Below are 25,811 nucleotides of genomic sequence, written 5' to 3'. Positions count from 1 at the left end.
TCTTATATATCATTTTTAGCTTATAACAAATTGGCATAAAAAAAGAACCTTAAAATAAGGTTCCTTTAAATAAATATGACCTAATATCCAGTTGATCCAAATCCACCATTTCCTCTTTCAGTGTCATCTAAATCACTAACTTCTAATATATTTATATCATATATAGGTTTAACTACCATTTGAGCTATCTTCATATTTTTATTTACTGTGAAATTTTCTTTACCATGGTTTATAAGTATTACACCTATTTCGCCTCTATACCCTTCATCTATAGTTCCTGGTGTATTTAGTACTGTTACAGAATGTTTAAGTGCTAATCCACTTCTTGGTCTAACTTGAGCTTCTGTATTTTTAGGAAGTGCTATACTTATTCCTGTTTTTATAAGTTTAGATTCTGAAGCAGGAATAACCACTTCTTCTATAGAATATAAATCCATACCAGCATCTCCCTTGTGAGCGAAATTTGGTATTATTGCATCGTCATGTAATTTCTTTATTTTTAATGTATACATTTTAATGTCTCCTTTTATAATTTAATTAAGGGTTATTTTAATATTGTATTAAAATACATTAAATTTAAAATACTAATTCTAGGAGGAACAAATATGAATTTATTACATGCCCCTTGGATAAAAAAAAAACTTGAGGTTATTTACAATAAGAGTATAAACGGTAATCTCTATATTATGTATAATGATATTAAATTTTTAAATTATACTCCAACTACAACTAGTATTTTGATTAATCTATTAGAAGATTATAACATAAATATAGACATAAATAATAAACTTTATCTATATTTACCATTTAACTTAAATATCTTTTTAAAAGATTTAATAATTAATCTAAAATCACTATATAAAAATAACTTATATATAATACTCTGTGGATATAGTGAAGAATTAAATAATTTAAATCAAGATAATAATTTAAGTAATATTTATTATAAGTATCCAGAACTTAAAGGTCTTATTGATTATTTATTAATTACTGATAAATCAAAATGCTATGAAATATTTACAGCACTATATGATACACAAGGTATTTATATAAGTCCAGATTCATCTTTAACTATATCTTGTGTTACCTTAAATAAACTATGTGATTTAGAGGTAAGTGACTACAACCACATCTCTTTTGTTGAGATAATAGATAATGAAGATAGCAACTATTATTTTAACTCATATATAAAGGGGCTTACTAATCATAATAACAATTTTAACTATTATTTATAAAAGACTGCCTTGCAGTCTTTTATTTTTTTATGATAATATATTTAAGTTACAAATGTAGTATTTAAGCACCTTGAAAGGAGTTTTACATGAAACTTATACTAGCAGAAAAGCCATCTGTGGCTAAAACTATCGCATCTTTTTTAGGAGCTAAAACTCGTCTTGATGGTTATTTTGAAGGTAATGGATATATAGTTACTTATGCTGTTGGGCATTTGGTGAGTCTATATGATGTCAAAGACTATGATAAAGATAAATACTCTGGTTCTTGGAAAATGGCTAATTTTCCATTTATTCCACCAGAAAAGTTTAAGTTCAAAGTAGATAGTTCTAAGAAAAAGCAATTTAATACAGTAAAAAAACTGTTACATAGAGATGATATTGAATATGTTATAAATGCAACAGATAATGATAGAGAAGGCGAATTAATTTCTTTTTTAATATTTTTATTATCTAAGAACAAAAAACCTGTAAAAAGAATTTTAGTAAACGAATGGACACCAGAAGATATAACTAGGGGTCTTAATAATTTAAAAGATGATAATGAAATGAGAAATTTACAATCAGCAGGTTACACTAGACTTATAACTGACTGGCTAATAGGTATAAATTTTACATCAGTTGCCACATTAAAGTATGGTAACGGTAAACTACTAAATATAGGTCGTGTAATACTACCTACAGTCAAATTAGTTTATGATAGAGATATGGAAATTAAAAATTTCGTACCAAAAACCTACTATGAAATAGAAGGAAATTTCAAATGCCAAAATGGAAAATATAAAGGTAAGTATATAAAAGGAAAAGAAAGTAAATTTGATACTATAGAAGATGTTAATAAAATTATTAATAGCATAACTTCTAATCAAGGTAAAATACTTGATAAAAAAGTTACAATGTCTAAAGAATATGCACCTAAACTTTTCAGTTTAACTTCACTACAAGGATATATAACTTCTAAACATGCTAATTTCACTTCAGATAAAGTTTTAAGCGTGTGTCAGTCTCTTTATGAGGGTAAAGGTAAGGGTGGTTATATTACTTACCCTAGAACCGATTCTATTTATTTAGAAGAAAGTTTAGCAACTAAAGTGTCTCAAGCTTTAGATAAATTAAAGGCAACAGTTCCTTATAGTGACAAAATCAAATTTACTAAAACTAGAAGGGTTTTCGATTCTTCTAAGGTAGATAGCCATAGTGCAATCATACCTACTTATATAATACCTACTAATCTAACACCTGATGAACTTATAGTATATAACGCCATCAAAGATAGATTCATAGCAAACTTTATGCCTCCTGCAGAATATGAAAATACTGAAATTAAAACTGATGTAGATAAAAATATATTCTTAACTAAGGGTAAAGTACTTAAAACTAAAGGATACTTAGAAGTATACAATAAGGAAGAAAAAGATGATTTACTCCCTATGGTAAATAAGGATGAAATAGTTGATGTCATAGATATTAAACCGATAACTAAACAAACTACACCACCTAAGCCTTATACAGAAGATACCTTACTTAAAGCTATGAAAAATTGCGGTAAAAATGTACCTGATGATGATACTACAGTTTTATCGGGTTATTCAATAGGTACATCTGCTACTCGTGCTGATGTATTAAAAAAGATATCACAAGTAGGATATGTTAATAAAAAAGGTAAGTCTTATTCTGTAACTGATTTAGGTAAAAATTTAGTTGAAATATTCCCAGTAAAAGAGCTATTTGATGTTGATTATACTGGAAAATTAGAAAAAAGTCTAAGTGATATCCAAAAAGGAACTTTCACTAGAAAAGAGTATTTAACCAATATATTTAACTTTATATATAAAAATGTTGAGCTAATAAAACATGATAGCCCTAAAAGCATAAGTACAGAAAATTATGTTTATAATCCTAAAACTAAAAAATTTACTAAAAATATATCTAATACTAAATCTTCTAATAAAAGTGGTGCTAAGAATGATTCTCCTTCAAATGAATCTCTTGGGAAATGCCCTATATGTGGTGGCGATGTTGTTGAGATTCCTAAAGGATATATATGCAACAACTACAAAGAATGTAAATTTGGTATATGGAAAAATGATAAATTTCTAGAATTTTATAAGAAAAAACCTAACAAAACAATGGTTAAAGGTATATTAAAAAATGGTCAAGCCAAAGTTAAATCACTAACAAGTAAAAATGGTACTAAATTTGATGCTATACTTAAATATTCCAAAAAGGCTAATGGTTACTTTGGATGGGATATTGAAATAAAAAAATAATTACTTAAGTGTAACTAATATATAATAATTTACATACTTATATATTAATAAATGTTTTCTTTTCATGTATTAAGTCCTATCTTAAAGAAACCAATTTATGTAAACTTCAATTCTTTCCAAATAAAGGTTGCTCTAAATGCAACCTTTATTCTTTTTCATTTAGTTTATCATCTATTTTACATCTTGCCATTTTTATAAATTCTGTTAAAGTATAATTTTTTAACTTACAGCCACATTTTGGGCAATATTCAAACTTTTTAGATACTAATGCTCTGCAACTTGTTTCTGGGCATCTTATTTTTTCGTTTACTTCTGATACTTTTAGCCCACATCTAGGGCATATACTTCCTGGTCTTGATGATACTTCCTTTGAGCATCTTGGACACTTAATCATACAATCCCCTCCTTACTTATTTATACATCTTATAAGTACATTAGTATATTGTATGATAAATTTATTTTACTGTGATATATGTTAAAATCATATTTTAGTTAGTATGATTAAATCATACCATTTTTAGTATCTTCGCAAAGCTCTTTACTTGCGCTAATTAAAAAACTATGCATAAAATTTGTATTTTGTTTCCTAATAAATTTATATAGTTTGCATCTATATTGTTAATAATTATAATAAGGCATTATTGTGTATAAAAATACAGGTTTGTGATATAATCACAAACCTGTATTTTTATAGATATTTTATTAAATTTATTTATTTTTCATTTTTTATTACTGCTTGTGCTGCTGAAAGTCTAGCTATTGGTACTCTATATGGTGAACAAGATACATAGTCTAATCCAGCTTTGTAACAAAACTCTATTGATGAAGGTTCTCCACCATGTTCTCCACATATTCCAAGCTTTATATTTGGCTTAACGCTTTTACCTAGTTTAGCTCCTAGCTCTATAAGCTTTCCTACTCCTCTTTGATCTAACACTTCAAATGGATCTTTTTCTAGTAACTCTCTATTTACATATTCGCCTAAGAATTTACCTGCGTCATCTCTTGAATATCCAAATGTCATTTGCGTTAAATCATTAGTACCAAAGCTGAAAAAGTCAGCTTCTTTAGCTATTTCATCTGCTGTTAAACAAGCTCTTGGTACTTCTATCATTGTACCTATTGTATAATCTATTTTCATATTTTCTTTTTCTAATATATTATCTATCGTTTCTTTTATATCTTCTTTTATAACTTTTAATTCTTTAGCTTCTCCAACTAAAGGTATCATTATTTCAGGCATTACTTTTATACCTTCTTTAGTAGCTTCTATTGCACCATTAATTATTGCTTTAGCTTGCATTATATATATCTCAGGGAAAGTTATAGCAAGTCTACAACCTCTATGCCCAAGCATTGGGTTAAATTCATCTAGATCTACTATTCTTCTTTTTATTTCACTAACTGAAACTTTCATTGACTCTGAAAGGCTTTTTATAGTTTCATCATCATGTGGTAAGAATTCATGTAGTGGTGGATCTAATAATCTTATGTTTACAGATTTACCATCCATTACTCTAAATATATCTACGAAGTCTTTTTGTTGCATTGGAAGTAATCTTTCAAGTGCTACTAGTCTTTGTTCTAATGTTTTAGAAAGTATCATCTCTCTTACTGCTGGTATTCTATCTTCGTCAAAGAACATATGCTCAGTTCTACATAATCCTATACCTTCGGCTCCAAACTTTATGGCAGCCTTAGCATCTCTTGGATTATCTGCATTAGTTCTTACCATTAAAGATTTATATTTATTTGCCCAATTCATTAATTTTTCGAAATTTCCAGTTAAAGATACTTCAGTTTTTTCTACCTTACCTATATATACACATCCACTAGAACCATCTAAAGATATATATTCTCCTTCTTTTATAACTACATCTTCAGCTCTTATTTCTTTGTTATACTCATCAACCTTTATGTCTGAACATCCTGCTACACAACATTTACCCATTCCACGAGCTACAACTGCTGCATGAGATGTCATTCCACCTCTTGCTGTAAGTATACCTTCTGCACATACCATACCTTCTATATCTTCAGGTGAAGTTTCAAGTCTTACAAGTATTGATTCTTCTCCCCTATTTTTAGCATCTACTACATCTTCTGCATTAAAGTATACTTTTCCACAAGCAGCACCAGGTGATGCTGGAAGTCCTTTTGCTATAACTGTTGCTTCATTTAAAGATTTACTTTCAAATCTAGGATGAAGTAATTGATCTAATTGCTTAGGCTCAATTCTCATTATAGCTTCTTTTTCATTTATTATACCTTCTCCTACTAGGTCTACAGCTATATTTATAGATGCACCAGCTGTTCTTTTTCCACTTCTAGTTTGTAATATATATAATTTTTCATTTTCTATAGTAAATTCTATATCTTGCATATCCTTGTAGTGATTTTCAAGTATAGAAGTAATTTTCATAAATTCATCATAAGCCTTTGGCATCACTTCTTTTAGTGAAGATATGTCCTTTGGTGTTCTTATACCTGCAACAACGTCTTCACCTTGTGCATTCATTAAAAATTCTCCAAATATTTTATTTTCACCAGTTGAAGGATTTCTAGTAAATGCTACTCCAGTTCCACTAGTTTCTCCCATGTTTCCAAATACCATTGATTGTATATTTACTGCTGTTCCTAAATCACTTGGGATATCATTTAATTTACGATATACTATTGCACGTGGATTATTCCATGATTTGAATACTGCTTTTATAGCTAACATTAGTTGTTCTTTTGGATCTTGTGGGAATTGACTTTTTATTTCTTTTGTATATATTTCTTTATATTTTTTTACTAATTCTTTTAAATCTTCTACATTAAGTTCTGTGTCTAAAGTGTATCCTTTAGCTTCTTTTATTTTATCTAGGGCATTTTCAAATTTATATTTTGGTATTCCCATAGCTACATCAGAAAACATTTGTATAAATCTTCTGTAACTATCATATGCAAATCTTTCATTTTGAGTAGAATTTGCTAAAGCTACTACACTTGTATCATTTAAACCTAGATTAAGTATTGTATCCATCATTCCTGGCATTGAAAATACTGCACCAGAACGAACTGATAATAATAGAGGATTAATTTCGCCTCCTAATGTTTTTCCTTGCTTTTCTTGTAATTCTTTAAGCTTTTCTTCTATTTCATTTATTATATTATCACTTATAGTCTCATTATTTTTGTAATAATCATTACAAGCATCTGTGCTTATTGTAAAACCTTGTGGCACTGGTAGACCTATATTTGTCATTTCTGCTAAGTTAGCACCTTTACCACCTAAAACATATCTCATGTCTTTGTTACCTTCTTCAAAACTATAAACATATTTAGCTTCCATTATTTAACCCCCATCATTTTGTATTTTGGTTAGTTTAATATAATTAGCCTTTATGCATCTTAGTTAGTTTAATATAAGGTTTTATTTACTATAAATAACTTGTATTAAATTAACTAAGATGTTTTTAAGGTTTTTCTCTTTAAATTTAACTATCTATCACTATCTTTGTATATGTTTAATCCATTTTCTTTGATAATATCAAGAATTATTCCAGCTGTTTCTTCTATTGCTTTACTTGAAACATCTATTACTGGACATCCTATTTTTTTCATGACTTGTTCTGAGTAGTCTAATTCTTGTAGTATTCTATCTAAGTTAGCATAGTTTGCATTACTTGATAGTCCTAATGCTTTAAGTCTTTCTGCTCTTATTTGATTTAACTTCTCTGGAGTATTAGTAAGTCCTATTATTTTTTTATTATCTATTTCAAATACCTCTTTAGGTATAGGTATTTCTGGAACTAAAGGTACATTTGCTACTTTTATGTTTTTGTTTGCTAGATACATACTAAGTGGTGTTTTAGAAGTTCTAGATATCCCTACTAAAACTATATCTGATTTAAGTATACCTCTTGGGTCTTTACCATCATCATACTTTACTGCAAACTCTATAGCTTCTACTCTTTTGAAATAGCTTTCATCTAACTTTCTGATTATACCAGGCTCTCTTTTAGGTTTCATTTTAGTTTTATTTGCTATTTCTTTTAAAATTGGTGTCATTAGGTCTATATTACTTAAATTTTCTTTTTCACAGAATTTTTTAGTAACATTTAAAAGATTTTCGTCTACTAATGTATATACTATTATAGCATCTTCACTTTTTCCACCTTCTAAAATTTCTAATAAAAAGTTTTCATCCATAACATATGGGAATCTTCTTATTTCACACTCTTCACTAATTTTAAATTGAGAAATAGCAGCTTTTGTTACTTGTTGCGCAGTCTCACCTACTGAGTCTGATATAACATATATAATTAAATTTTTCATTTATTCCTCCTTAATTGTCAGCTAATTCTAGGAAAAATTTTGTTATATTAGTCTTAGATATCCTTCCTACTACCCTTAAGTTGTTTTTGTTATTTTCATCACGTTCAACAACAGGAATAGAATCAACTTCGTGTTCTATTATCTTTTTAGCTGCCAATACTATATCCTCATCTTGATTTATAGTAACTATGTTGGGCATCCTAGTCATTATCATGCCTATTGGCATATGATTTATATCACTAGCACCTATAGTAGCTTTAAGTAGATCTTTTCTAGAAACCACTCCACATAGTATGTCGTCATTATCTATTATGAATATACTTCCTACATCTGATAAGAACATATTGACTATAACTTCATATATACTCATATCTTTTTTTACTAATACAGGTAGACTCATGATGTCTCTTACTTTTTTGTCTTTTATGTTATTGCCTATTAAATTTAATTCGCTAACTCCAGAGTAAAAATATCCAACTTTAGGTCTTGCATCTAATATTCCTGTCATAGTTAATATGGCTAAGTCAGATCTTAGTGTAGCACGAGTTACGTTTAAATGAGCAGCAATGGCTTCACTTGTTATAGGCTCATTCTCTTTTACTATATCAATTATCTTTAATTGTCTATCATTAAGTTGAATAATAGTCACCCTCTTCCTTATGTGCTATACTTTATATTACTTTTTCTTTATATAGTATATTATATACCCATATATATGTAATTGTAAATCTTTTTGTTATACAATTCGCATACTTTTTATATATTTATTATATACTATTTATTCTTTTGTATATATTAATGGTTTATATACTAAATAATGTAGCTAAATTGTTTATACTAAATCTATTATAATATAACATTGTATATATTAAATAGTTTTAATATATATTATTGATATTTTTTTAATTATTTTAATATTTATTATTTGTATTTTTTCCAAATAAATTATTTTGAATCTTTTTAGGAAAATGTTATTTAAAATAATATAGGGACTAAAAGTGTCCTCTTAGCCCCCGATATATTATTTATAAACTATTTTTGATAAATCACATATACTTAACATTGTATCATATATTTGTTTTAAAAGTCCTAGTCTATTGTTCTTTATAGCTTCATCCTTATCCATTACCATAACAGAATCAAACATATTATCTATTGATGGTCTTAGTGATGCAAATGCATCTAATGACTCACTATATCTCTTTTCACTTAATAAAGATTTTACGCTTTCTTTAACATTTTTAAATTCATTGTATAAAGCCTTTTCAGCATCTTCTACTAATAACTCTTCCTTCACTTCGCTAGAAGTAGCTTTTTGAGCTAATGTAGAAACTCTATTAAATGCTGTTAGCATTTCAACTAACTCATCTTTTTGTAGCCAATTATTAAGTTCTTCTGCTCTTATATACATATCACTTACATTGTCTATGTTTGCACTTAATACTGCATCTATAACATCATATCTTATTCCTAGTTCTCTAAATAAGTTCTTGATTCTTTCATTGAAGAATTCCATCATTTCATTAGCTACAGTTTGCTTGTCAAATTCTAAGTTTGTATAATTTTCTAAAGATATATCAACTAATGATTTTAGACTTATATCTAACTTTCTATCCATTAGTATATTTATAACACCTAATGCTTGACGTCTAAGTGCATATGGATCTTGAGATCCTGTTGGATGTATTCCTATTGCAAAAAATCCTGCTATAGAATCTAATTTATCAGCTATAGATAAAGCTATACCAGCATTAGTTTGTGGAAGTATATCTCCTGCAAATCTTGGTAAATAATGTTCAAATATTGCTTCACTAACAGCTTCATTTTCTCCACCAACTTTTGCATACTCTCTTCCCATTATCCCTTGAAGTTCAGTAAATTCAAATACCATTCCTGTTACTAAGTCAGCTTTACATAATTTAGCTGCTCTTTTAGTATCAGCTTCATCTTGACTTAATCCTAATAAATCAAGTATCTTAACGCTTAATTTTTCTATTCTTAAAGATTTGTCATAAACTGTACCAAGTTTAGCTTGGAATACAACACTCTTTAATTTTTCTATGTAACTTTCTAAGTCTTTTTTAGTGTCTTCTTTGTAGAAGAATAATGCATCTGCAAGTCTTGCTTCTAAAACTTTTTCGTTACCTTTTTTAACATTCTCTATTTTATAGTCATTACCGTTTCTTACAGCTATAAAGTTTGGTAATAATTTCCCATCCTTTAATACTGGGAAATATCTTTGATGTTGCTGCATTGGAGTTGTTACAACTTCTTTAGGAAGTTTAGCGTATTCTTTGTCAAACTCTCCATAAAAAGCTGTTGGATATTCAACTAAATGAGTTACTTCTTCTAGTAAATCTTCGTCAAATTCAATTTCTCCACCTAAAGTGTTAGCAACATTTATGCATTGTTCCTTTATTATAGCTTTTCTCTTATCTTGATCTAATATTACGAAGTTTTCTTCTAATTTAGTTAGATAATCTTCTAAAGAGTTAACTTCAAATTCACTTTGTCCTAAGAATCTATGTCCTTTAGTTACATTTGAAGATATTATACCTTCTAAGTCTATTTCTAGTACCTTATCATTTAGTAATGTAACCATCCATCTTATAGGTCTAGCAAATCTCATGTTTTTTCCACCCCAACGCATAGCCTTAGGGAATACTACCATCTTAACTGCTTGTGGTAATATAGTTTTTAATACTTCACTAGTCTCACAACCAGCTTGTCTTATTGTTCCAAATATATATTCATCTTTTCCAACAGTTTTAAATATTACGTCTTCTTCTTTTAAACCTTTACTTTTCATAAATCCAAGTGCTGGCTTTGTGAAATTTCCATCAGCATCTATTGCTATTTTTTTAGATGGACCTTTTACTTCTTCTTCTAAATCAGTTTGCTTATCACTTATACCTTCAACTATAAACGCTAATCTTCTAGGTGTTCCATAAGCTTTTATATCATCAAATTTTATTCTATTTTCGTTAAATAATTTTGTTAAGTTACCTTTGATTTGGTCTAATGTAGAACTTACAAATCTTGATGGTAATTCTTCAACTCCAACTTCAAATAAAAGATAGTTATTCATATTATTTTCCCTCCTTTATAAGCGGGTATCCCATTTCTTCTCTTTGCTTAACGTAAGCTGAAGAAACATTTCTAGCCATTGTTCTAACTCTTCCTATAAATGATGCTCTTTGACTTACTCCAACAGCTCCTCTAGCATCTAAAGTGTTAAAGGTATGAGAACATTTTAACACATAATCGTATGCTGGTATTACAAGTCCTCTTTCTATAAGTCTAGTAGCTTCTTTTTCATATGTATCAAATAAATTAAATAACATATCTGCATCACATTCTTCAAATGCATATACAGAGTTCTCATATTCAGCTTGTCTAAATACATCTCCGTAAGTTAACTCATCATTCCACATTAGGTCATAAACACTATCTACTTCTTGTATATACATAGCAAGTCTTTCTAGTCCATATGTTATTTCTCCGGTTTCAAGTTCACACTCTATACCTCCAACTTGTTGGAAGTAAGTAAACTGAGTTATTTCCATACCGTCTAACCAAACTTCCCATCCAAGTCCCCAAGCTCCAACTGTAGTTGATTCCCAGTTATCTTCAACAAATCTTATATCATGTTCATTTGGATCTATACCTATTTCTTTTAAACTATTTAAATATAATTCTTGTATGTTATCTGGTGATGGTTTTAATATAACCTGGAATTGATGATGTTGGTAAAGTCTATTTGGATTTTCCCCATATCTACCATCCGCAGGTCTTCTTGATGGCTCTACATAGCAAACCTTCCAAGGCTCTGGTCCTAATGATCTTAAAAGAGTATTAGGGTTCATTGTACCTGCACCTTTTTCAACATCATAAGGCTGCATCATGATACATCCTTGCTTTGCCCAATAGTTTTGCAATGTAAGTATCATATTTTGGAAATTCATATGAATACCTCCTATAAATTTTTAATTTTATGTATATTGTTAAAACTATAATTTTTAGTTTAAGTCTTATTATAAGTTTTAAAATATAAATTCCTATATGCTTAACAAAGCCTTTCGAATTAACGAAAGGCCTTTAGTATATTTCAACTTTTAGAATAACAAATACTTGAATTTTTGTCAATCTTATTGAAAAATCATAATTTTATCTCTATTTGTTGTTATCTAAATTTGAATTGTCATATTCATTTATAAGCTCATCTGTTATGTCTTTGTCGTCTTTTTTGCTTTCCACTACAGTATCTTTTATCCCTTTAGCAGTATTACTTAGCATTTGCTTTAACATACTTAACTTTTCTTCATTTAATTCCCCTAAATCAACTATTGAACCATCTTGTTCATTTTGAATCATTATGTTATATTTTCCTATAACTGCAGCTGAAAGTCCAACTAATGTTACCAATGGACCAAGTGCTAAACCTACTACTCCTACTGTAAGAGGTATATTCATTATATTTTTACCATTTTTTTCTACTATAACTCTTATGACGCTACTTTTTTGAAGTAAATCTTTTACTTTATTTTTAAGTTCTTTCATATCTTCACTATCTTTTGAAAATACTTGTTCTACATTCTTTTTAACCTTTTTACTTTTACCACTAAAGCCTATCTGTCCTTCTAGAGATATTATCGCTTCTATAACATCTCCATTAGTTTTTGTTAATGCACTTTTAGCTTGTTCATACGTAGCACCTGGTACTCTTTGTATAACAGCATCTAGTTTTTCTATTGTAATATTTTCATTCACCATTATCCACTCCCTTATAATTATTCTAAACTTACTCATTCAAATCTTCTTTTGAAGATTTTTTCATTTCTCTTAACATGTATAAAGATTTTTGATTTATATTATCTACATGTACCGCTAAGTATTGTTTTAGTATTTTTTCTAGTTCATATATGATATATTTAGATACTTTAGCTTTGGAACATCTTAATATATCGTTTGATAATATATATTCCATTAATTTTAACGTTGTTACATCTATACTTATGTTGTCTTGTACATTTTCACTACAACTACTACATAATGCTCCACCTTCGTATACATTAAATACTGGTGATTTTAAGTCTCTAGTACCACATATTGAGCACCTGTTTATTATTGGTCTAAGACCTATATAATCTAAAAATTTTAATTCAAATACATGTGTTACAAATTTCTTGTCTACATCAACTTGAGTATATAGATATAAAGTTTGTGCAAGTAGTATAAATAACCTATTGTTAGTTTGATTTTCTAAGGTTGAGTTTTCTACTAACTTAGTTATATAGGTAGCATAAGAAAATGCATCTATATCGTAGGATATATCATAAAAACTTTTTATAATATCACTTTGACTTACCCTATACATACTTCCTTGTTTTCTTAATGTATAATTACAATAAGCAAAAAGCTGCGAAGATGAAAGTAGAGCGCTCTTGTTTTTTTTAGCTCCTTTTGCTAATGCTGATACTTTTCCAAGCTTTCTTGTAAATAGAGTTAATATAACATCGTTTTCTTCATATCTTACTGCCTTAAGTACTATCCCCTGGGTGTTCAATACTATCATAGTCTGTTTCTATCTCCCTCATAGTTTCTACTTCTTCATTTAGTGTTTTATAATCTTTTAAATATAAATAGGCTTCTATGTTTCCAGTCTTTTTAAAAATTTCCCAACATAAATTGTTCATTTTTAAAAAACCCCCTTCTTACAGTTATATTTATATTTTAAGTAAGAAGAGGGTAAATCATACATTAAGTTATTAAACAATTTTTGCCAAAATCAAAGTTGTTATCATTAAATATATAGCAATTCCTACTATATCAAGAAGTGTTGCTATTATTGGTGCTGATATTATTGATGGATCAACATCCATTTTTTTAAATAAAAATGGCATAAATGCACCTATCATAGCTCCAACTATCATGTTTATAAATAGAGATAAGGATACTACTAACACTATATCTATGTCTCTCATAAATATAAATATTACTATTCCTATTAATATACTACATATTATTCCTGTTATAAGACCTACCATACCTTCTCTTATAACATTTTTAAATTCTAAATCTTTATTCGAAAGAACCATAACAGCAAGTGCTGATGACTGTGTTCCAATGTTTCCTCCCATACCTATAACAACAGGTATAAAAAATACTAAAGATGCATAAGTTGGGTTCATTATAAAATCCAAATTAGAAAATATTACCATAGATAATAATCCACCAAGTAAAGTTATTATAAGCCATGGAATTCTCGCTCTAACTGATGATATTATTTGTTCTTTTGATGTTGGATTAACTTTTTCTACAAAGTCTCTTTCTTGTTCCGAAGTACCTGCAAATTTATACATATCTTCACTTGCTTCTTCTTCCATAACATCTATTATATCATCCACTGTTATTATTCCTTTAAGTCTTTTTTGTCTATCTATTACTGGTATTGCTATTAGATTATACTTAGATACTAATCTTACAGCCTCTTCTCTATCTTCATCTACATATACAGATATTATGTTTTCACTCATTAGATCTTCTATAATACTAGAATCTCTAGCTGTTATTAACTCTCTTAGAGATAGTACTCCCACTAGCTTTTCAGCATTATCAACTACATATATATAATATATTGTTTCTGCTTCCTCAGCATGACTTCTCATATGTTCAATTGCTTCTTTAGCAGTCATGTCTTTATTTACTTCTATGTATCCAGTGGTCATTATACCACCTGTAGACTCTTCTTCATATATTAAAAGTTCTTTTATATCATCTGCATCTTCTTTACTTAGAAGTTCCATTATATTTTCTATCTCGCCTTCTTCAAGCTGACTTAAAATATCTGCCATATCATCCAAAGACATTAATTCTAAGATATTTTTTCTATGATCAATATCTATCTTAGATAAAGTACTACTGAAAAACTGAGCATCACTTTCTTCTAATATAGATGCTGCTACATCAAGGGGAAGTACTTCAAATAATTTTATTTTCATATCTTCCTCTAAATGTTCCATAATATCAAAGATATCAATTGTATGATATTCTTCTAATAATTCTCTTAATTCTAGTATTTTATTATTTTCAATTAAACTCTTGACTTCGCCCAACAAATCCTGGGAAGCATCCTGTTTCCTATCCATATAATCCACCTTTATTATTTATCAGTATATCCAAAGTTACTCACATAATTTTGTAAGTTTCTCCAGTTTTCTTTTACCTTTACCCATAATTGAAGATTTGCCTTAGAACCTAATAATAGTTCCATATCTTCTCTTGCTGATTTCCCTATACCTTTTAATTTTCTTCCATTCTTACCTATTATTATACCCTTATGAGATTCTCTTTCACAATAGATAACAGCTGATATATCAACAATTTCTTTATCTTTTCTTGATTTCATTTTTTCTATTTCAACTGCAACTCCATGAGGAACTTCATCATGAACATAGTGTAATACTTTTTCTCTTATAAGTTCAGCTACTAACACTCTTTCTGGTTGATCAGTTATCATGTAGTCTGGAAAGTACTTTGGTCCTTCTTCTAAGTAAGTTTTTATTACTTTTGTAAGCTCTTTTATATTTCTTCCCTTAAGTGCTGATATTGGCACTATTCCTTTAAACACATTTTCTTTGTGATACATTTCCATTAATTCAAATAGTTCATCTTCTTGTAATTGATCTATTTTGTTTAATACTAATATAACTGGTCTCTTTACATTTCTTAATTCTTCTATTATTTTTCTGTCTCCAGGTCCTATCTTTTTAGAATCATCCACAACAAATAATACTAAATCAACATTTTTAAATGCATCAGTTGCTGATTTAACCATGAATTCTCCTAATTTATTTTTAGGTTTATGTATACCTGGCGTATCTAAGAAAACTATTTGAGCTTCTTCATCCGTATATACTGCTTGTATTGTATTTCTTGTAGTTTGAGGTTTATCACTCATTATAGCTATTTTTTCTCCAACCACATTATTCATTAAAGTAGACTTACCAACATTTGGTCTCCCTACTATACTAACAAATCCTGATTTAAACATATAAATGTCTCCTGTCTTTTCTTTTGTTTTATTTATGATTATCTACAAAGTCTATTCCTGAGAAATAGTGAGGAACTAACTCTTTTATAGTTGTTTCCTTTATAGTTCCTTCAGAATAACCTGTTATTATTCTTATATCTAACCCAAATTCTATTATAACCTGTCTGCATATTGCACATGGGTATGTTGATTCATTTTTTTCAGAGTTATCACTAGCTACTGCTATTGCTTCTATATCTCTATGTCCTTCTGATATAGCTTTAAATATTGCTGTTCTCTCAGCACAGTTAGTAGCTCCAAAAGATGCACACTCTACATTACATCCTGTGAATACTTTTCCATCTTTAGTTAAAAGAGCTGCTCCAACTCTAAACTTTGAATATGGAGAATAAGAATGTTTTCTCGCTTCTTCTGCTATTTTTAATAATTCTTTATTATTCATAATATATGCCTCCTGATATATCTTATAAGTCTATATTATAAAATATATATAATAAATATTCTTATTTCCGTATTTTATATTTAATATATTTATTTAGTACCTTACATTATAACACAAAATTGATAATTTAAGACTTATTTTTTAATAAAATACTCTTAATTTGAGTACTTTAATATATATTTTATATTATTTACAATATATTTTTGTATCTGCCTAATTTCTGCTTTTTAATTCAATATATCTATTAATATAATCAATATACATAACTTACTCATAATATAGGTAGTTAAAATGAAATATAAAAAGAGCCTCCCTAAAAAGATTAAAAGAAGACTCTTATATATTTAATAAAACCATCCTATTTGATATACTGCTAACCCCACTAAAACTCCTAATATTGATCCTGCTACTGTTTCCCAAAATGTATGTATCTTTCCTTCAATTCTACTTTGTGCAACTAAAAACGCCATTAAATATGATAGCGTGGATTGTATAAGTCCACCTGTCATCATAGTTATCATTGTAGCCATTGCAAATGCTAATGCTGAATGTCCGCTTGGCATACCCCCCTTTAATGGTGTTCCTGTATTTGTCAAGGTTTTTACTACTACAACTGCTATTAAAACTACTACTATACATATTAAAGTTATATGAAGTTCTGACCTTCTTATAGAGTTTATCAAGTTTTCAGCCGGTTTTGATATTTTATCATAAAACACTAAATAGCCTACTACAACTGAATTTAAAGTAGCTATTAATACTCCTCCAGCTGCTACGTCTTTTGATATTTTAGCTAATGGATGATGTTCTTCTGTTACCATGTCTATAGCTTTTTCAATAGCCGTATTAAACATTTCTGATATTACAACTAAGCTTATCGCCATAATTAAAGCTATCATCTCCATTCTAGAAGGCTTAAAAAACATACTAGCTACGAGTACTATTACAGCAACACAATAATGTATTTTCATATTTCTTTCCGACTTAAATGTATATAATATACCTTCTATAGCTACATTAAATGCCTTAACTATTCCCTGACGTTTTTTTGTCCCCTTCATAAACTACTCCCTTGTTATACTTAACTTATTTAGTATATGTTCTTCCTTTTGTCTCATTTCTTTTGTATTTTCGTCAGTATCATGATCATATCCTAAAAGATGGAACATGCTATGACATACTAAAAAACATACTTCTCTTTCAAAGCTATGATTGTATTCTATACTTTGTTCAAAAGCTCTTTCTAAAGATACTACTATATCACCTAGTGATTTTTCTTCTAATTCTATATCAAAATCATCTTCACTTATCATTGGAAAAGATAACACATCTGTTGGTCTATCTATTCCTCTAAATTGCTTGTTTAACTCATGTATTTCTTTGTTGTCTACAAAAGATAAACTAACTTCATAATCATCGTCATATCCTTCATAGTCCAAACATTCTAATATGATATCTTTTATTTTCTCTATTAATTCTTCATTTATGTCCATTTTATCTTGTCTATTATCCATTATTAATTCCATTTTATTCACTTCTTCCTTAGTTATTTTCTTTTACTTTTTTTTATCTTTTTTGCTTTCTTTCTTATCTAATTCCTTATTGTCAAATCTATCATAAGCTCTTATTATTCTTTGAACTAATTCATGTCTTACTATGTCTTTGTCTGTTAATCTTATACTTCCTATTCCTTCTACTTTATCTAGTACTTTTATAGCATGAAGTAATCCACTTTTACTTTTTCTAGGCAAGTCTGTTTGAGTTAAGTCACCATTTACTACTGCTTTAGAGCCATATCCTAGTCTTGTTAAAAACATCTTCATTTGTTCTGGAGTAGTGTTTTGAGCTTCATCTAGTATTATAAAAGCATTATCTAATGTTCTACCTCTCATAAATGCTAAAGGTGCTACTTCTATAGTTCCTCTTTCTAAATATTTGCTAAACTTTTCAGGACCTAGCATATCAAATAATGCATCATATAATGGTCTTAAATATGGATCTACTTTATCTTTTAAATCCCCTGGTAAAAAACCTAAACTTTCGCCTGCTTCTACCGCTGGTCTTGTAAGTATTATTCTACTTACTTCATCCTTTTTAAAAGCTTTAACAGCCATTGCTACTGCTAGATATGTTTTACCTGTTCCAGCTGGCCCTATTCCAAAAGTTATATCATTTTTCTTTATTAAATCTATATATGTTTTTTGACCAAGAGTTTTTGGCCTAACAGGATTACCTTTTTTAGTTAATACTATAGTTTCTTCTAGGTCTTTTATCTTTTCTTCACTACCTTCAAATAAAAGAGATAAAGAATAAGATATACTTTGCTTGTCTAAATGTTTTCCATTTTGTACTGTTGAATGTAGTTCATCCATTAGTCTTAAGGCTTTTTCTACATATTTTTCTTCACCCATTAAAACTATATTGCCTTCTCTTAATATTACATCTATATTTAAAGCATCCTCTATCAATTTAATGTTTTCATCAAAGTTACCAAATAATTCTCTTTCAAACTTCTCTTCTGATACTATAAATTTCTTTTGTACTATCAATTTACGTCCTCCTTAGTTTGTATTTGAATTTTTATCTTTTTCTTTGCTTTTATCATTTTCTTCTTTATCTTTATCTTCAAATTCATTTCTTATATCATTAATCGGTCTTTTATCAGGATTTTTAGGAATTTCTTCCTCTGACTCATTTTTTTCACTTTCTTTTATATATTCCTCTGCTTCTGACTTGCTAAGTGCGTAAGTATGCGCAATATTCTCAGTTGTTTGTACTGTTAACACATATTCTAACATATTATTTTTATTTACTTTATAATCATGGTCTACTTTTATGATTCTAGCTGATGGAGGTATAATATATTCTATTTCTTTTTGAGCCCTTTCTGATATTTCTTTTTTCAATTCTTCTTTATTCTTGCTTATCTTTTTATTCTTAGCTTCATAGAAAGTACTTACTTCAATTTTTATAGGAAAAGTATAATCTCCTATAGATAATTTATGTGTTTTGTTTTCTATAATATAATCCTTATACTTTATATTTCTCCTTAATGTATATTTTTTATCATAGAAACTTATGGTATATACTCTTTTTTTATTTCCTGTTTTTTCTTTTATAGTATCTTCATAGCTATCAGTTTTTTTAACTTCATAAAAAGTTGTTGCCCATATTTCAGGGAGAGACTTTGTATTTGCGCCACTTACTAACACATCTCCCTTTTTTACTATATCTCCAGGATTTACACTTGGGTTTCCACTTCTTGGTATTACCTTTTCTATTATACCATTTTTACTAGCAATTATATTACAATAATTTGAATCTTTAGTAGATTTTAGAGTTTCTGCTTTTTTCGTTACAGTTACAAATATATTTGTACCTTTAACATTTATAGATATGTATGCTATATCATTAAATTCTAACATTATATGGTCTCTTATTTCTTTTCTATCAATATTCTTTTTATAAACTCCAGGCTTTAGTCCTGCATTATATAGCTCTTTTCGTACATCATCTTTGTTTATCCCTTCTGGAACCTTTATGTATATATCTGTTACAAATTGAGATGTCATAATAAGTAAAAACAACGATATTATAGCACAAATCCACATTCCCTTTAATTTATAGATTCTCTTAAGTATAAAGGGTACACCTGTTTTTTGCTTTACCTTTATATCAAAATTATTTCCCCTATAAGCTCTTTTTAAATCCTTCATATCTTCTCTATTTACACAAAATTCTATTTTAGTCTTACTTATTCTTTTTACATTATAAACTTTTACATTACTTCTTATTAAAAGGTTTATAAACTTTTCTATCTCCACTCCCTCTACACTTATAACATAATATCCCCTTATATAGCTTATCATACGTATTTCCCCCTAATCTATATATTCTACTGTGTATATAACTCCTTTTACACCTATTTCTTCTTCTTGTATATATTTAAGTGAAAGATCACTTCCACATATTTTTATTGTTTTTTCTCTAGTTTTTATTTTTATTAAATCTGATTCATAGGTGATTATAGATATATAATTTTCTATACTTACGAAGGTATTTGAAATTATAGTAACTGTTGGTTTATTTACTAACAATTCTTCTGAAATATCTATCATACTATTCCTCCTTAATTTTTTTACTTATTTTTCTTTTATGGAATTTAAGCCTAATAACTCAATACTAATATGATTATTTTTTTATTTAAATAAAGTCAGCGTGTAAACTTATAATATCTATTTGAATAAAATATCTATATATTTATGTTATTAAAAAAGAGGTGATTAAATGAAAAATATTTTTGTAAAAATCATACAAAATTGCATTTACCTAGATATATATTTAAGCTATCTCATAGATTATTCTTATTCGATTGATACGTTAACTTCTATAAAAGAGGAAAATAGTAGGAATACGAAGCTACTCTCTCAACTTTATAAAAATATATATCATAATTCTCTAGATAATGAATTTATAAGAACAACAAATTCATTATCCATAAATGAGGTAGATTTAAATTCTATACTTATACTTAGCTTTAATATACTTTCTGATCTAAAACGTTTAAAAAAATATGCGATAAGTAATTATTCGAAAAATATACTTACATCTCTTAATAATAGTTATTTTAATTTAATTTCATCTATGCAATCTTTATATCCATTAATTAAACCTAAATCTAAAATTAACTTAAGAAATTCTTATAATTTATCAAGTGACTCACGCATATTAAATATATGCGAAAAAACAAAAGATGATACTTTAGATACTACTTCCGATGAATATTTACGTTTTATTTGTATAAAAACTATAAATGCTATATTTGATGATTCTCTTTGTGAAGAATCTATAATAGATGAAGATTTTGATATATTTTTCGATAATAATGATGCACTTAAGTTTTATCAGTATTTTTTTAAGACTAAAAATAAAATTTACAAAATAAGAATTTCTAAAAAAGATAATAAAATATTTTATATCTATCAGCGACCATATTTTAATTTAAAAATTCTTCCTATTCAAAGCAAAGATTTTTATCAAAAAATAGTTGATGAATTTTTAAAAAATAAATTAAGTAATTCTTATAATGATTTATACTATGATAAAAACTATATAAAAACTTATCAATATGATAATATAATTGAAAGTTATACATTTAAATATGATTATAAACATAATAATCTTAATAAAAGTTTATATATAAATATAAATACTCTTAATTCTCTAGTATATGAGTTGCTTCTTCTAGAGAATAAAATATAAAAAATACTGAGAAAAATCTCAGTATTTTTTATAAGCTACATATCTTTATTCATGCTCTATTAATCCATACCCACCATTTTTCCTTTTATATACAACATTTATTTCATAATTATCTTGATTTCTAAATATAAAAAAATTATGTCCTAAAAGTTCCATCTGAAGTACTGCCTCTTCTATGCTCATAGGTTTTAGATTGAATTTTTTTCTTCTTTTTATTATTATTTCATCATCTTCTTCAGCTTCTTCTGAGTCTTTTATTATTAATGGGTCTGTACTAAATTTCAATTTTGATTTATACCTTATTAGCTTGCTATATACTTTTTCAAAGGCAGCATCTACTGCAGAGTACAAGTCTTCATTTATACTTTCCACTTTTCCAATATTTACATTATCTTCACTCATTAAAACCTCAATGTTATACATGCTTTCATCTTTTTCTATAATAACTTTGACACATCCATCTTCTAAAGAGCTTTTTAACTTATCAAATTTTGAATTAATATACTCTTTTATACCATCCCTTAATTCTACATTTCTACTACATATACTACGTTTCAATCAAATCCTCTCCTTAAAGTCTAATAAAATTGTATTTTATTTTTCACTTTATAGTCTCCCTTAATTTAATCATTGGCTTCTACTAATGTTTTATATTATAAGTTTTTTAATTATGATTAATTAAGTATATGTAGTATGTTATATATTGTTGCTTGTTCTATTTATTTATTATCCATATAAAATAATTTAAATATAAAGCATACATAAGCCATAGAATATACGGTATATTTATATAAGTTGCTTTTTTATTTATTTTAAAGAATTTATATGTCATAACTATTACAATTAACAATATTATTACAAGCACTATTAATGCTGTTAGTCTTAAATCAAATCCAAAAAATAATATGCTCCATAAAAAATTAAGTCCAAGTTGTAACCAATAGTAAAACATTGCATCTTTTACTTTAGTAGATTCATAACCTTTTTTTAATATTAAATAAGCTGATATTCCCATTAATATGTATAGAATTGTCCATGCTATTGGAAATATAAAGCTGGGTGGTGCAAAGTCTGGTTTTATTAAACTTGCATAGTTGGCTGCTGTATTTGTTCCTGCTATTATTTGAGATATCATACTACTAGCATATCCTACTACTAGTGGTATGAGGACACTTATAAAAAAATTTATAACTTCTTTTACGGATATAATCAAAGTTATCCCCCTCTTTTCATTGTTTTCTTATTTATAAGTATGTACAAGTTCTCTTTTTTATGACAAGTTTATTTTCGGTATGTCAATATAAAAAATCATATATATAATTTCATAAGCAGTATTTCTATTTCTCAAATTTTATAGTTTTTAATTATAGATTATCAACAAAATAGGTAACTTATGATTTCTTAATATAAATAAAAGCCAATTCTAATTAGAACTGGCTTTTATTTATATATTATTCTTTTTTCTTTTTTTTATTATAAATACAATGATACCTATTAAAGCTATAATACCAACTACTAATATAGCTATATTTTTTATATTAGGTATTTTAACTTTAGCATATATATTATCTACTTTTCCTAAGTTAAAATTCCAATTATATGTATGTATACCATCTTTTTCTGAGTTAGATGTTGCATTTGATTCTATCAATTCTAAAGGTGTATTTAAGTGGAAATTCAAATCAAAACCAGAACCAAGTAGACCTAACATACCTACTTCTTCACTACTCATATTTTTTTGCATATAATCTTTTAGCATTATGTTAACATCATATATATTATATAAAAATTTATCTTCTTGATTTATTTTTATTAAATCAGCGTATTTGCTTAAATCCTTGTTGTTATCAATTTTTATATCTTTGATATTTCCTATGTTTTCTGTTATTTTATAACCTGTTTTTCCTGGTTCTGTTATTTTTTCTACATTAGAATATGATTCTTTTAATTTGGCTTCATCTATACCTTTCATTAGGTAATCACTACTTAATATTTGTGCCGATGCACTTATATTTCCCTTTTTGTCTATATCTAATGTTATGTCTGTATTTACACAACCTGTCAAAACAAAAATAGATATAAATATTGTTATTAATGTTGTTAGTTTTTTCATATTATCCTCCAGTTGTTATTGCTATGATTATTTTACCATATTATATGGAAAGTATTTAAATTTTATATTTTAATTCATAATTTATTCCATTTTTAATATAATATAAATACAAGCAAAAGGATATACAAATCTTAATTAGATTTATCTTTACTTTCGTTTTTAGATTTTATAGCTTTGTATACAACTCTTTCAATAGAAGCGTTACATCTTCCACATCCCATACCAGCTTTTGTTTTTTTCCTTACTTCATTTATAGATGTTATCCCTTCATTTACCGCATTTTGTATATCAGCTTTAGTTACTTCAAAGCAACTACAAACTACTTTATTTTTGTTGTCTTTGTTTTCTTTATACTTTTTAATTATATTCTTAAGCATTTTATACTCCTTAAACTTTTATAATATTTATATTATACCCATAGTTTCATACTTAAAAAACATCTACTACAAAGTGTTTTCTATTTAGTAAATACATTTTTCAAGTATTTTTAATTTTATCTGATAAATAAATATTATTATATTTAATATAAATTTAAATAACTAGACAATATAAACTCCTTATACTATAATAGTTGCAAAGTAAATGAAGTATTTTATATTATGTAAATTTAAAATATAGAAAGGATAATTATGAATAAAATAGGATTAATATTAGAAGGTGGTGGTATGAGAGGAATTTATACTGCTGGCGTATTAGATTTTTTCATAGAAAAGAATATAGGAGTTGATATGGTTGTTGGAGTTTCTGCTGGAAGTTGCCATGCTTCTTCTTATTTATCAAAACAATATAAAAGAGCTTATCATGCTACTGTAGATTATGTAAATGATAAAAATTACTTAAGCTTTCGTAATTTAATTAAAACAGGTTCTATATTTGGTATGGACTTTATGTTTAACAAAATACCTAATGAGTTAAATGTTTACGATTACGATGCTTTTAATAAATCTACTACTAAATTTATAGCTGTTGCTACTAACTGTGAAACTGGAAAACCAGAGTATTTTACTTTAAGTGATTTAAGAAAAGATATTATTTATCTTCAAGCCTCTTGTTCTATACCTATGTTTGCAAATATAGTTGAGGTAGACAATTATAAGTTGGTTGATGGTGGAGTATCTGATTCAATTCCTATTGAATACGCTATAAATCAAGGATATAAAAAAAATATAGTAGTACTTACTAGAGATTATACTTACAAAAAAAATAAACAAAAATTTACTTCAATTGTAAAAAGAAGATATAAAGCTTATCCTAATCTTGTTAGTGCTATTGAAAATAGACATATTAATTATAATAAAAGCCTTGATTTAGTAGATGAATTATCTAAAAAGGGAGATGTCCTTGTTATTAGACCTAAAAAACCTGTTAAAGTTAGTCAAGTTGAAAAAGATGTTAATAAACTTACAGCATTGTATGAAGAAGGTTATAATGACGCAAAAGAGCTATACGATGAAATATTAAATTTTATAGTTTAAATTTAAAATTCAAATAAGGACTAGAAAAATTTCTAGCCCTTATAATAATCTTCTTTAGTTATCTCACATCTATGGATTTTTCCCATAACCATTTTACCTTGTAGCTTTATTTCTCTTTCTTCACTTCCTAAATATTTCATACCACATTTTTTCATTACATTACCTGATTTTATATTTCCGTCATAAAATTGTGCTTCTATTTTTTCTAATTTTAAATCATCAAATCCAAATTTTATTAGCCTTGTTACAACTTCAGTCATTATGCCTTTATTCCAATAGTCTGGGTTTAGACAATATCCTAGTGTTGCTACTTTATTTTCTATTCTACAAAACCCTGATGTTCCTATAAATTTGTTATTTTCTTTGTATGTTATACCATACTCATAAGATATTCCTTGTTTATACCTTTCTATAAAAAAGCTTTCTATTAAGTTTTTAGTATTTCCTAAACTTTCATGTTTTGGGAATGTCATATATCTTACTACTTTTTCTTCTTTTGCGTATTCATACATATCTTTTGTATTTTCTAGACACACTTCTTTCAAAATACACCTTTTAGTCACTAATATTGGTAGCATAATATCCTCCCTTAATTAAAAATTTAATACATATTCTATATTGATACTTTCAAAATACCCCAC

27 protein-coding genes are annotated in these 25,811 nt (G+C 27.3%); 4 read left to right on the top strand and 23 right to left on the bottom strand.

The window, feature by feature from the left end:
- Window positions 1–80 precede the first annotated feature (80 nt).
- Entirely contained in the window at window positions 81–512 is a 432-nt protein-coding gene (gene dut, locus I2H23_RS00980; protein ID WP_092927005.1) for a dUTP diphosphatase, read from the bottom strand.
- A gap of 93 nt (window positions 513–605) precedes the next feature.
- Between dut and I2H23_RS00975 the strand changes: the two genes are divergently transcribed.
- Both I2H23_RS00975 and I2H23_RS00970 read left to right on the top strand, forming a co-directional pair.
- Window positions 606–1,235 carry a hypothetical protein gene (locus I2H23_RS00975; protein ID WP_195580872.1) on the top strand — a complete coding sequence of 210 codons (630 nt, stop codon included), beginning with the start codon at window positions 606–608 and terminating at the stop codon, window positions 1,233–1,235.
- Between the two features lie 86 nt (window positions 1,236–1,321).
- Window positions 1,322–3,502 (top strand): DNA topoisomerase, encoded by a 2,181-nt coding sequence (locus I2H23_RS00970; protein WP_195580871.1) that lies wholly within the window; start codon window positions 1,322–1,324, stop codon window positions 3,500–3,502.
- A gap of 145 nt (window positions 3,503–3,647) precedes the next feature.
- Here the strand turns inward: I2H23_RS00970 and I2H23_RS00965 are convergent, their stop codons facing one another.
- The 17 genes from I2H23_RS00965 to I2H23_RS00885 all read right to left on the bottom strand — a co-directional run bounded on the left by I2H23_RS00965 (window position 3,648) and on the right by I2H23_RS00885 (window position 20,438).
- Window positions 3,648–3,896, bottom strand: coding sequence for a zinc ribbon domain-containing protein (locus I2H23_RS00965; protein WP_092927011.1), 249 nt, complete (start codon window positions 3,894–3,896; stop codon window positions 3,648–3,650).
- A 318-nt stretch (window positions 3,897–4,214) separates the two neighbouring features.
- Complete coding sequence (gene ppdK, locus I2H23_RS00960) at window positions 4,215–6,839, bottom strand: pyruvate, phosphate dikinase (protein ID WP_092927013.1); 2,625 nt, start codon at window positions 6,837–6,839, stop codon at window positions 4,215–4,217.
- Between the two features lie 149 nt (window positions 6,840–6,988).
- Complete coding sequence (locus I2H23_RS00955) at window positions 6,989–7,825, bottom strand: pyruvate, water dikinase regulatory protein (protein WP_195580870.1); 837 nt, start codon at window positions 7,823–7,825, stop codon at window positions 6,989–6,991.
- Window positions 7,826–7,835: 10 nt separating this feature from the next.
- Entirely contained in the window at window positions 7,836–8,474 is a 639-nt protein-coding gene (locus I2H23_RS00950) for a helix-turn-helix transcriptional regulator (RefSeq protein ID WP_092927017.1), read from the bottom strand.
- Between the two features lie 372 nt (window positions 8,475–8,846).
- Window positions 8,847–10,913 carry a glycine--tRNA ligase subunit beta gene (gene glyS, locus I2H23_RS00945; protein ID WP_195236851.1) on the bottom strand — a complete coding sequence of 689 codons (2,067 nt, stop codon included), beginning with the start codon at window positions 10,911–10,913 and terminating at the stop codon, window positions 8,847–8,849.
- Window position 10,914: 1 nt separating this feature from the next.
- Window positions 10,915–11,790 carry a glycine--tRNA ligase subunit alpha gene (gene glyQ, locus I2H23_RS00940; protein ID WP_092927021.1) on the bottom strand — a complete coding sequence of 292 codons (876 nt, stop codon included), beginning with the start codon at window positions 11,788–11,790 and terminating at the stop codon, window positions 10,915–10,917.
- Between the two features lie 208 nt (window positions 11,791–11,998).
- A complete protein-coding gene (locus I2H23_RS00935; RefSeq protein ID WP_242871345.1) occupies window positions 11,999–12,634 on the bottom strand; it encodes a DUF4342 domain-containing protein in 636 nt (211 codons plus the stop codon).
- Complete coding sequence (gene recO / locus I2H23_RS00930) at window positions 12,627–13,400, bottom strand: DNA repair protein RecO (protein WP_195580869.1); 774 nt, start codon at window positions 13,398–13,400, stop codon at window positions 12,627–12,629. Before recO ends, I2H23_RS00935 begins: the two co-directional genes overlap by 8 nt.
- Entirely contained in the window at window positions 13,366–13,521 is a 156-nt protein-coding gene (locus tag I2H23_RS00925) for a YqzL family protein (RefSeq protein ID WP_092927025.1), read from the bottom strand. The genes recO and I2H23_RS00925 overlap by 35 nt, the downstream gene beginning before the upstream one ends.
- 72 nt (window positions 13,522–13,593) lie before the next feature.
- Window positions 13,594–14,973, bottom strand: a complete 1,380-nt coding sequence (mgtE, locus tag I2H23_RS00920) for a magnesium transporter (RefSeq protein WP_195580868.1) — start codon at window positions 14,971–14,973, stop codon at window positions 13,594–13,596.
- Between the two features lie 14 nt (window positions 14,974–14,987).
- Complete coding sequence (gene era, locus I2H23_RS00915) at window positions 14,988–15,878, bottom strand: GTPase Era (RefSeq protein WP_195580867.1); 891 nt, start codon at window positions 15,876–15,878, stop codon at window positions 14,988–14,990.
- A gap of 28 nt (window positions 15,879–15,906) precedes the next feature.
- On the bottom strand, window positions 15,907–16,320 hold the full coding sequence (gene cdd / locus I2H23_RS00910) for a cytidine deaminase (protein ID WP_092927031.1): 414 nt from the start codon (window positions 16,318–16,320) through the stop codon (window positions 15,907–15,909).
- 344 nt (window positions 16,321–16,664) lie between these two features.
- Window positions 16,665–17,381 carry a diacylglycerol kinase gene (locus I2H23_RS00905; RefSeq protein ID WP_092927033.1) on the bottom strand — a complete coding sequence of 239 codons (717 nt, stop codon included), beginning with the start codon at window positions 17,379–17,381 and terminating at the stop codon, window positions 16,665–16,667.
- A 3-nt stretch (window positions 17,382–17,384) separates the two neighbouring features.
- The gene (gene ybeY, locus I2H23_RS00900; RefSeq protein WP_195580866.1) at window positions 17,385–17,846 is read right to left on the bottom strand and encodes an rRNA maturation RNase YbeY; all 462 of its coding nucleotides are present in this window, start codon (window positions 17,844–17,846) and stop codon (window positions 17,385–17,387) included.
- A gap of 30 nt (window positions 17,847–17,876) precedes the next feature.
- Window positions 17,877–18,869 (bottom strand): PhoH family protein, encoded by a 993-nt coding sequence (locus I2H23_RS00895; protein WP_195580865.1) that lies wholly within the window; start codon window positions 18,867–18,869, stop codon window positions 17,877–17,879.
- Between the two features lie 12 nt (window positions 18,870–18,881).
- The gene (gene yqfD, locus I2H23_RS00890; RefSeq protein WP_092927039.1) at window positions 18,882–20,189 is read right to left on the bottom strand and encodes a sporulation protein YqfD; all 1,308 of its coding nucleotides are present in this window, start codon (window positions 20,187–20,189) and stop codon (window positions 18,882–18,884) included.
- 12 nt (window positions 20,190–20,201) lie between these two features.
- Complete coding sequence (locus tag I2H23_RS00885; protein ID WP_092927041.1) at window positions 20,202–20,438, bottom strand: YabP/YqfC family sporulation protein; 237 nt, start codon at window positions 20,436–20,438, stop codon at window positions 20,202–20,204.
- Window positions 20,439–20,607: 169 nt separating this feature from the next.
- Here I2H23_RS00885 and I2H23_RS00880 point away from each other — a divergent pair, with 169 nt between their 5' ends.
- Window positions 20,608–21,582 (top strand): hypothetical protein, encoded by a 975-nt coding sequence (locus tag I2H23_RS00880; protein ID WP_092927043.1) that lies wholly within the window; start codon window positions 20,608–20,610, stop codon window positions 21,580–21,582.
- A 45-nt stretch (window positions 21,583–21,627) separates the two neighbouring features.
- On the opposite strand, the gene I2H23_RS00875 is transcribed toward I2H23_RS00880, so the two are convergent.
- From I2H23_RS00875 to I2H23_RS00860, 4 genes are all read right to left on the bottom strand, one after another.
- Window positions 21,628–22,140, bottom strand: a complete 513-nt coding sequence (locus I2H23_RS00875) for an HPF/RaiA family ribosome-associated protein (RefSeq protein ID WP_092927045.1) — start codon at window positions 22,138–22,140, stop codon at window positions 21,628–21,630.
- 157 nt (window positions 22,141–22,297) lie between these two features.
- The gene (locus I2H23_RS00870) at window positions 22,298–22,795 is read right to left on the bottom strand and encodes a TspO/MBR family protein (protein WP_092927047.1); all 498 of its coding nucleotides are present in this window, start codon (window positions 22,793–22,795) and stop codon (window positions 22,298–22,300) included.
- A 231-nt stretch (window positions 22,796–23,026) separates the two neighbouring features.
- A complete protein-coding gene (locus I2H23_RS00865) occupies window positions 23,027–23,695 on the bottom strand; it encodes an LPXTG cell wall anchor domain-containing protein (protein WP_092927049.1) in 669 nt (222 codons plus the stop codon).
- A 131-nt stretch (window positions 23,696–23,826) separates the two neighbouring features.
- The gene (locus I2H23_RS00860; protein ID WP_092927051.1) at window positions 23,827–24,072 is read right to left on the bottom strand and encodes a (2Fe-2S)-binding protein; all 246 of its coding nucleotides are present in this window, start codon (window positions 24,070–24,072) and stop codon (window positions 23,827–23,829) included.
- A gap of 252 nt (window positions 24,073–24,324) precedes the next feature.
- On the opposite strand from I2H23_RS00860, the gene I2H23_RS00855 reads away from it, so the two are divergent.
- Entirely contained in the window at window positions 24,325–25,170 is an 846-nt protein-coding gene (locus tag I2H23_RS00855; protein ID WP_092927052.1) for a patatin-like phospholipase family protein, read from the top strand.
- A gap of 32 nt (window positions 25,171–25,202) precedes the next feature.
- On the opposite strand, the gene I2H23_RS00850 is transcribed toward I2H23_RS00855, so the two are convergent.
- Entirely contained in the window at window positions 25,203–25,748 is a 546-nt protein-coding gene (locus tag I2H23_RS00850; protein WP_092927054.1) for a GNAT family N-acetyltransferase, read from the bottom strand.
- Window positions 25,749–25,811: the final 63 nt, after the last annotated feature.

Source organism: Romboutsia sp. BSD2780061687b_171204_C1 (assembly GCF_015560225.1).
In the GTDB taxonomy this organism is placed as follows: Bacteria; Bacillota; Clostridia; order Peptostreptococcales; family Peptostreptococcaceae; genus Romboutsia_C; species Romboutsia_C hominis.
This window is presented reverse-complemented; position numbering and strand designations above follow the sequence as displayed.

What these genes read in the sequence shown, in the direction of transcription:
- dut (WP_092927005.1), bottom strand. Translation starts at nt 512, where the DNA reads ATGTATACATTAAAAATAAAGAAATTACATGACGATGCAATAATACCA.
- I2H23_RS00975 (WP_195580872.1), top strand. Translation starts at nt 606, where the DNA reads ATGAATTTATTACATGCCCCTTGGATAAAAAAAAAACTTGAGGTTATT.
- I2H23_RS00970 (WP_195580871.1), top strand. Translation starts at nt 1,322, where the DNA reads ATGAAACTTATACTAGCAGAAAAGCCATCTGTGGCTAAAACTATCGCA.
- I2H23_RS00965 (WP_092927011.1), bottom strand. Translation starts at nt 3,896, where the DNA reads ATGATTAAGTGTCCAAGATGCTCAAAGGAAGTATCATCAAGACCAGGA.
- ppdK (WP_092927013.1), bottom strand. Translation starts at nt 6,839, where the DNA reads ATGGAAGCTAAATATGTTTATAGTTTTGAAGAAGGTAACAAAGACATG.
- I2H23_RS00955 (WP_195580870.1), bottom strand. Translation starts at nt 7,825, where the DNA reads ATGAAAAATTTAATTATATATGTTATATCAGACTCAGTAGGTGAGACT.
- glyS (WP_195236851.1), bottom strand. Translation starts at nt 10,913, where the DNA reads ATGAATAACTATCTTTTATTTGAAGTTGGAGTTGAAGAATTACCATCA.
- glyQ (WP_092927021.1), bottom strand. Translation starts at nt 11,790, where the DNA reads ATGAATTTCCAAAATATGATACTTACATTGCAAAACTATTGGGCAAAG.
- I2H23_RS00935 (WP_242871345.1), bottom strand. Translation starts at nt 12,634, where the DNA reads ATGAGTAAGTTTAGAATAATTATAAGGGAGTGGATAATGGTGAATGAA.
- recO (WP_195580869.1), bottom strand. Translation starts at nt 13,400, where the DNA reads ATGATAGTATTGAACACCCAGGGGATAGTACTTAAGGCAGTAAGATAT.
- I2H23_RS00925 (WP_092927025.1), bottom strand. Translation starts at nt 13,521, where the DNA reads ATGAACAATTTATGTTGGGAAATTTTTAAAAAGACTGGAAACATAGAA.
- mgtE (WP_195580868.1), bottom strand. Translation starts at nt 14,973, where the DNA reads ATGGATAGGAAACAGGATGCTTCCCAGGATTTGTTGGGCGAAGTCAAG.
- era (WP_195580867.1), bottom strand. Translation starts at nt 15,878, where the DNA reads ATGTTTAAATCAGGATTTGTTAGTATAGTAGGGAGACCAAATGTTGGT.
- cdd (WP_092927031.1), bottom strand. Translation starts at nt 16,320, where the DNA reads ATGAATAATAAAGAATTATTAAAAATAGCAGAAGAAGCGAGAAAACAT.
- I2H23_RS00905 (WP_092927033.1), bottom strand. Translation starts at nt 17,381, where the DNA reads ATGAAGGGGACAAAAAAACGTCAGGGAATAGTTAAGGCATTTAATGTA.
- ybeY (WP_195580866.1), bottom strand. Translation starts at nt 17,846, where the DNA reads ATGGAATTAATAATGGATAATAGACAAGATAAAATGGACATAAATGAA.
- yqfD (WP_092927039.1), bottom strand. Translation starts at nt 20,189, where the DNA reads ATGATAAGCTATATAAGGGGATATTATGTTATAAGTGTAGAGGGAGTG.
- I2H23_RS00885 (WP_092927041.1), bottom strand. Translation starts at nt 20,438, where the DNA reads ATGATAGATATTTCAGAAGAATTGTTAGTAAATAAACCAACAGTTACT.
- I2H23_RS00880 (WP_092927043.1), top strand. Translation starts at nt 20,608, where the DNA reads ATGAAAAATATTTTTGTAAAAATCATACAAAATTGCATTTACCTAGAT.
- I2H23_RS00865 (WP_092927049.1), bottom strand. Translation starts at nt 23,695, where the DNA reads ATGAAAAAACTAACAACATTAATAACAATATTTATATCTATTTTTGTT.
- I2H23_RS00860 (WP_092927051.1), bottom strand. Translation starts at nt 24,072, where the DNA reads ATGCTTAAGAATATAATTAAAAAGTATAAAGAAAACAAAGACAACAAA.
- I2H23_RS00855 (WP_092927052.1), top strand. Translation starts at nt 24,325, where the DNA reads ATGAATAAAATAGGATTAATATTAGAAGGTGGTGGTATGAGAGGAATT.
- I2H23_RS00850 (WP_092927054.1), bottom strand. Translation starts at nt 25,748, where the DNA reads ATGCTACCAATATTAGTGACTAAAAGGTGTATTTTGAAAGAAGTGTGT.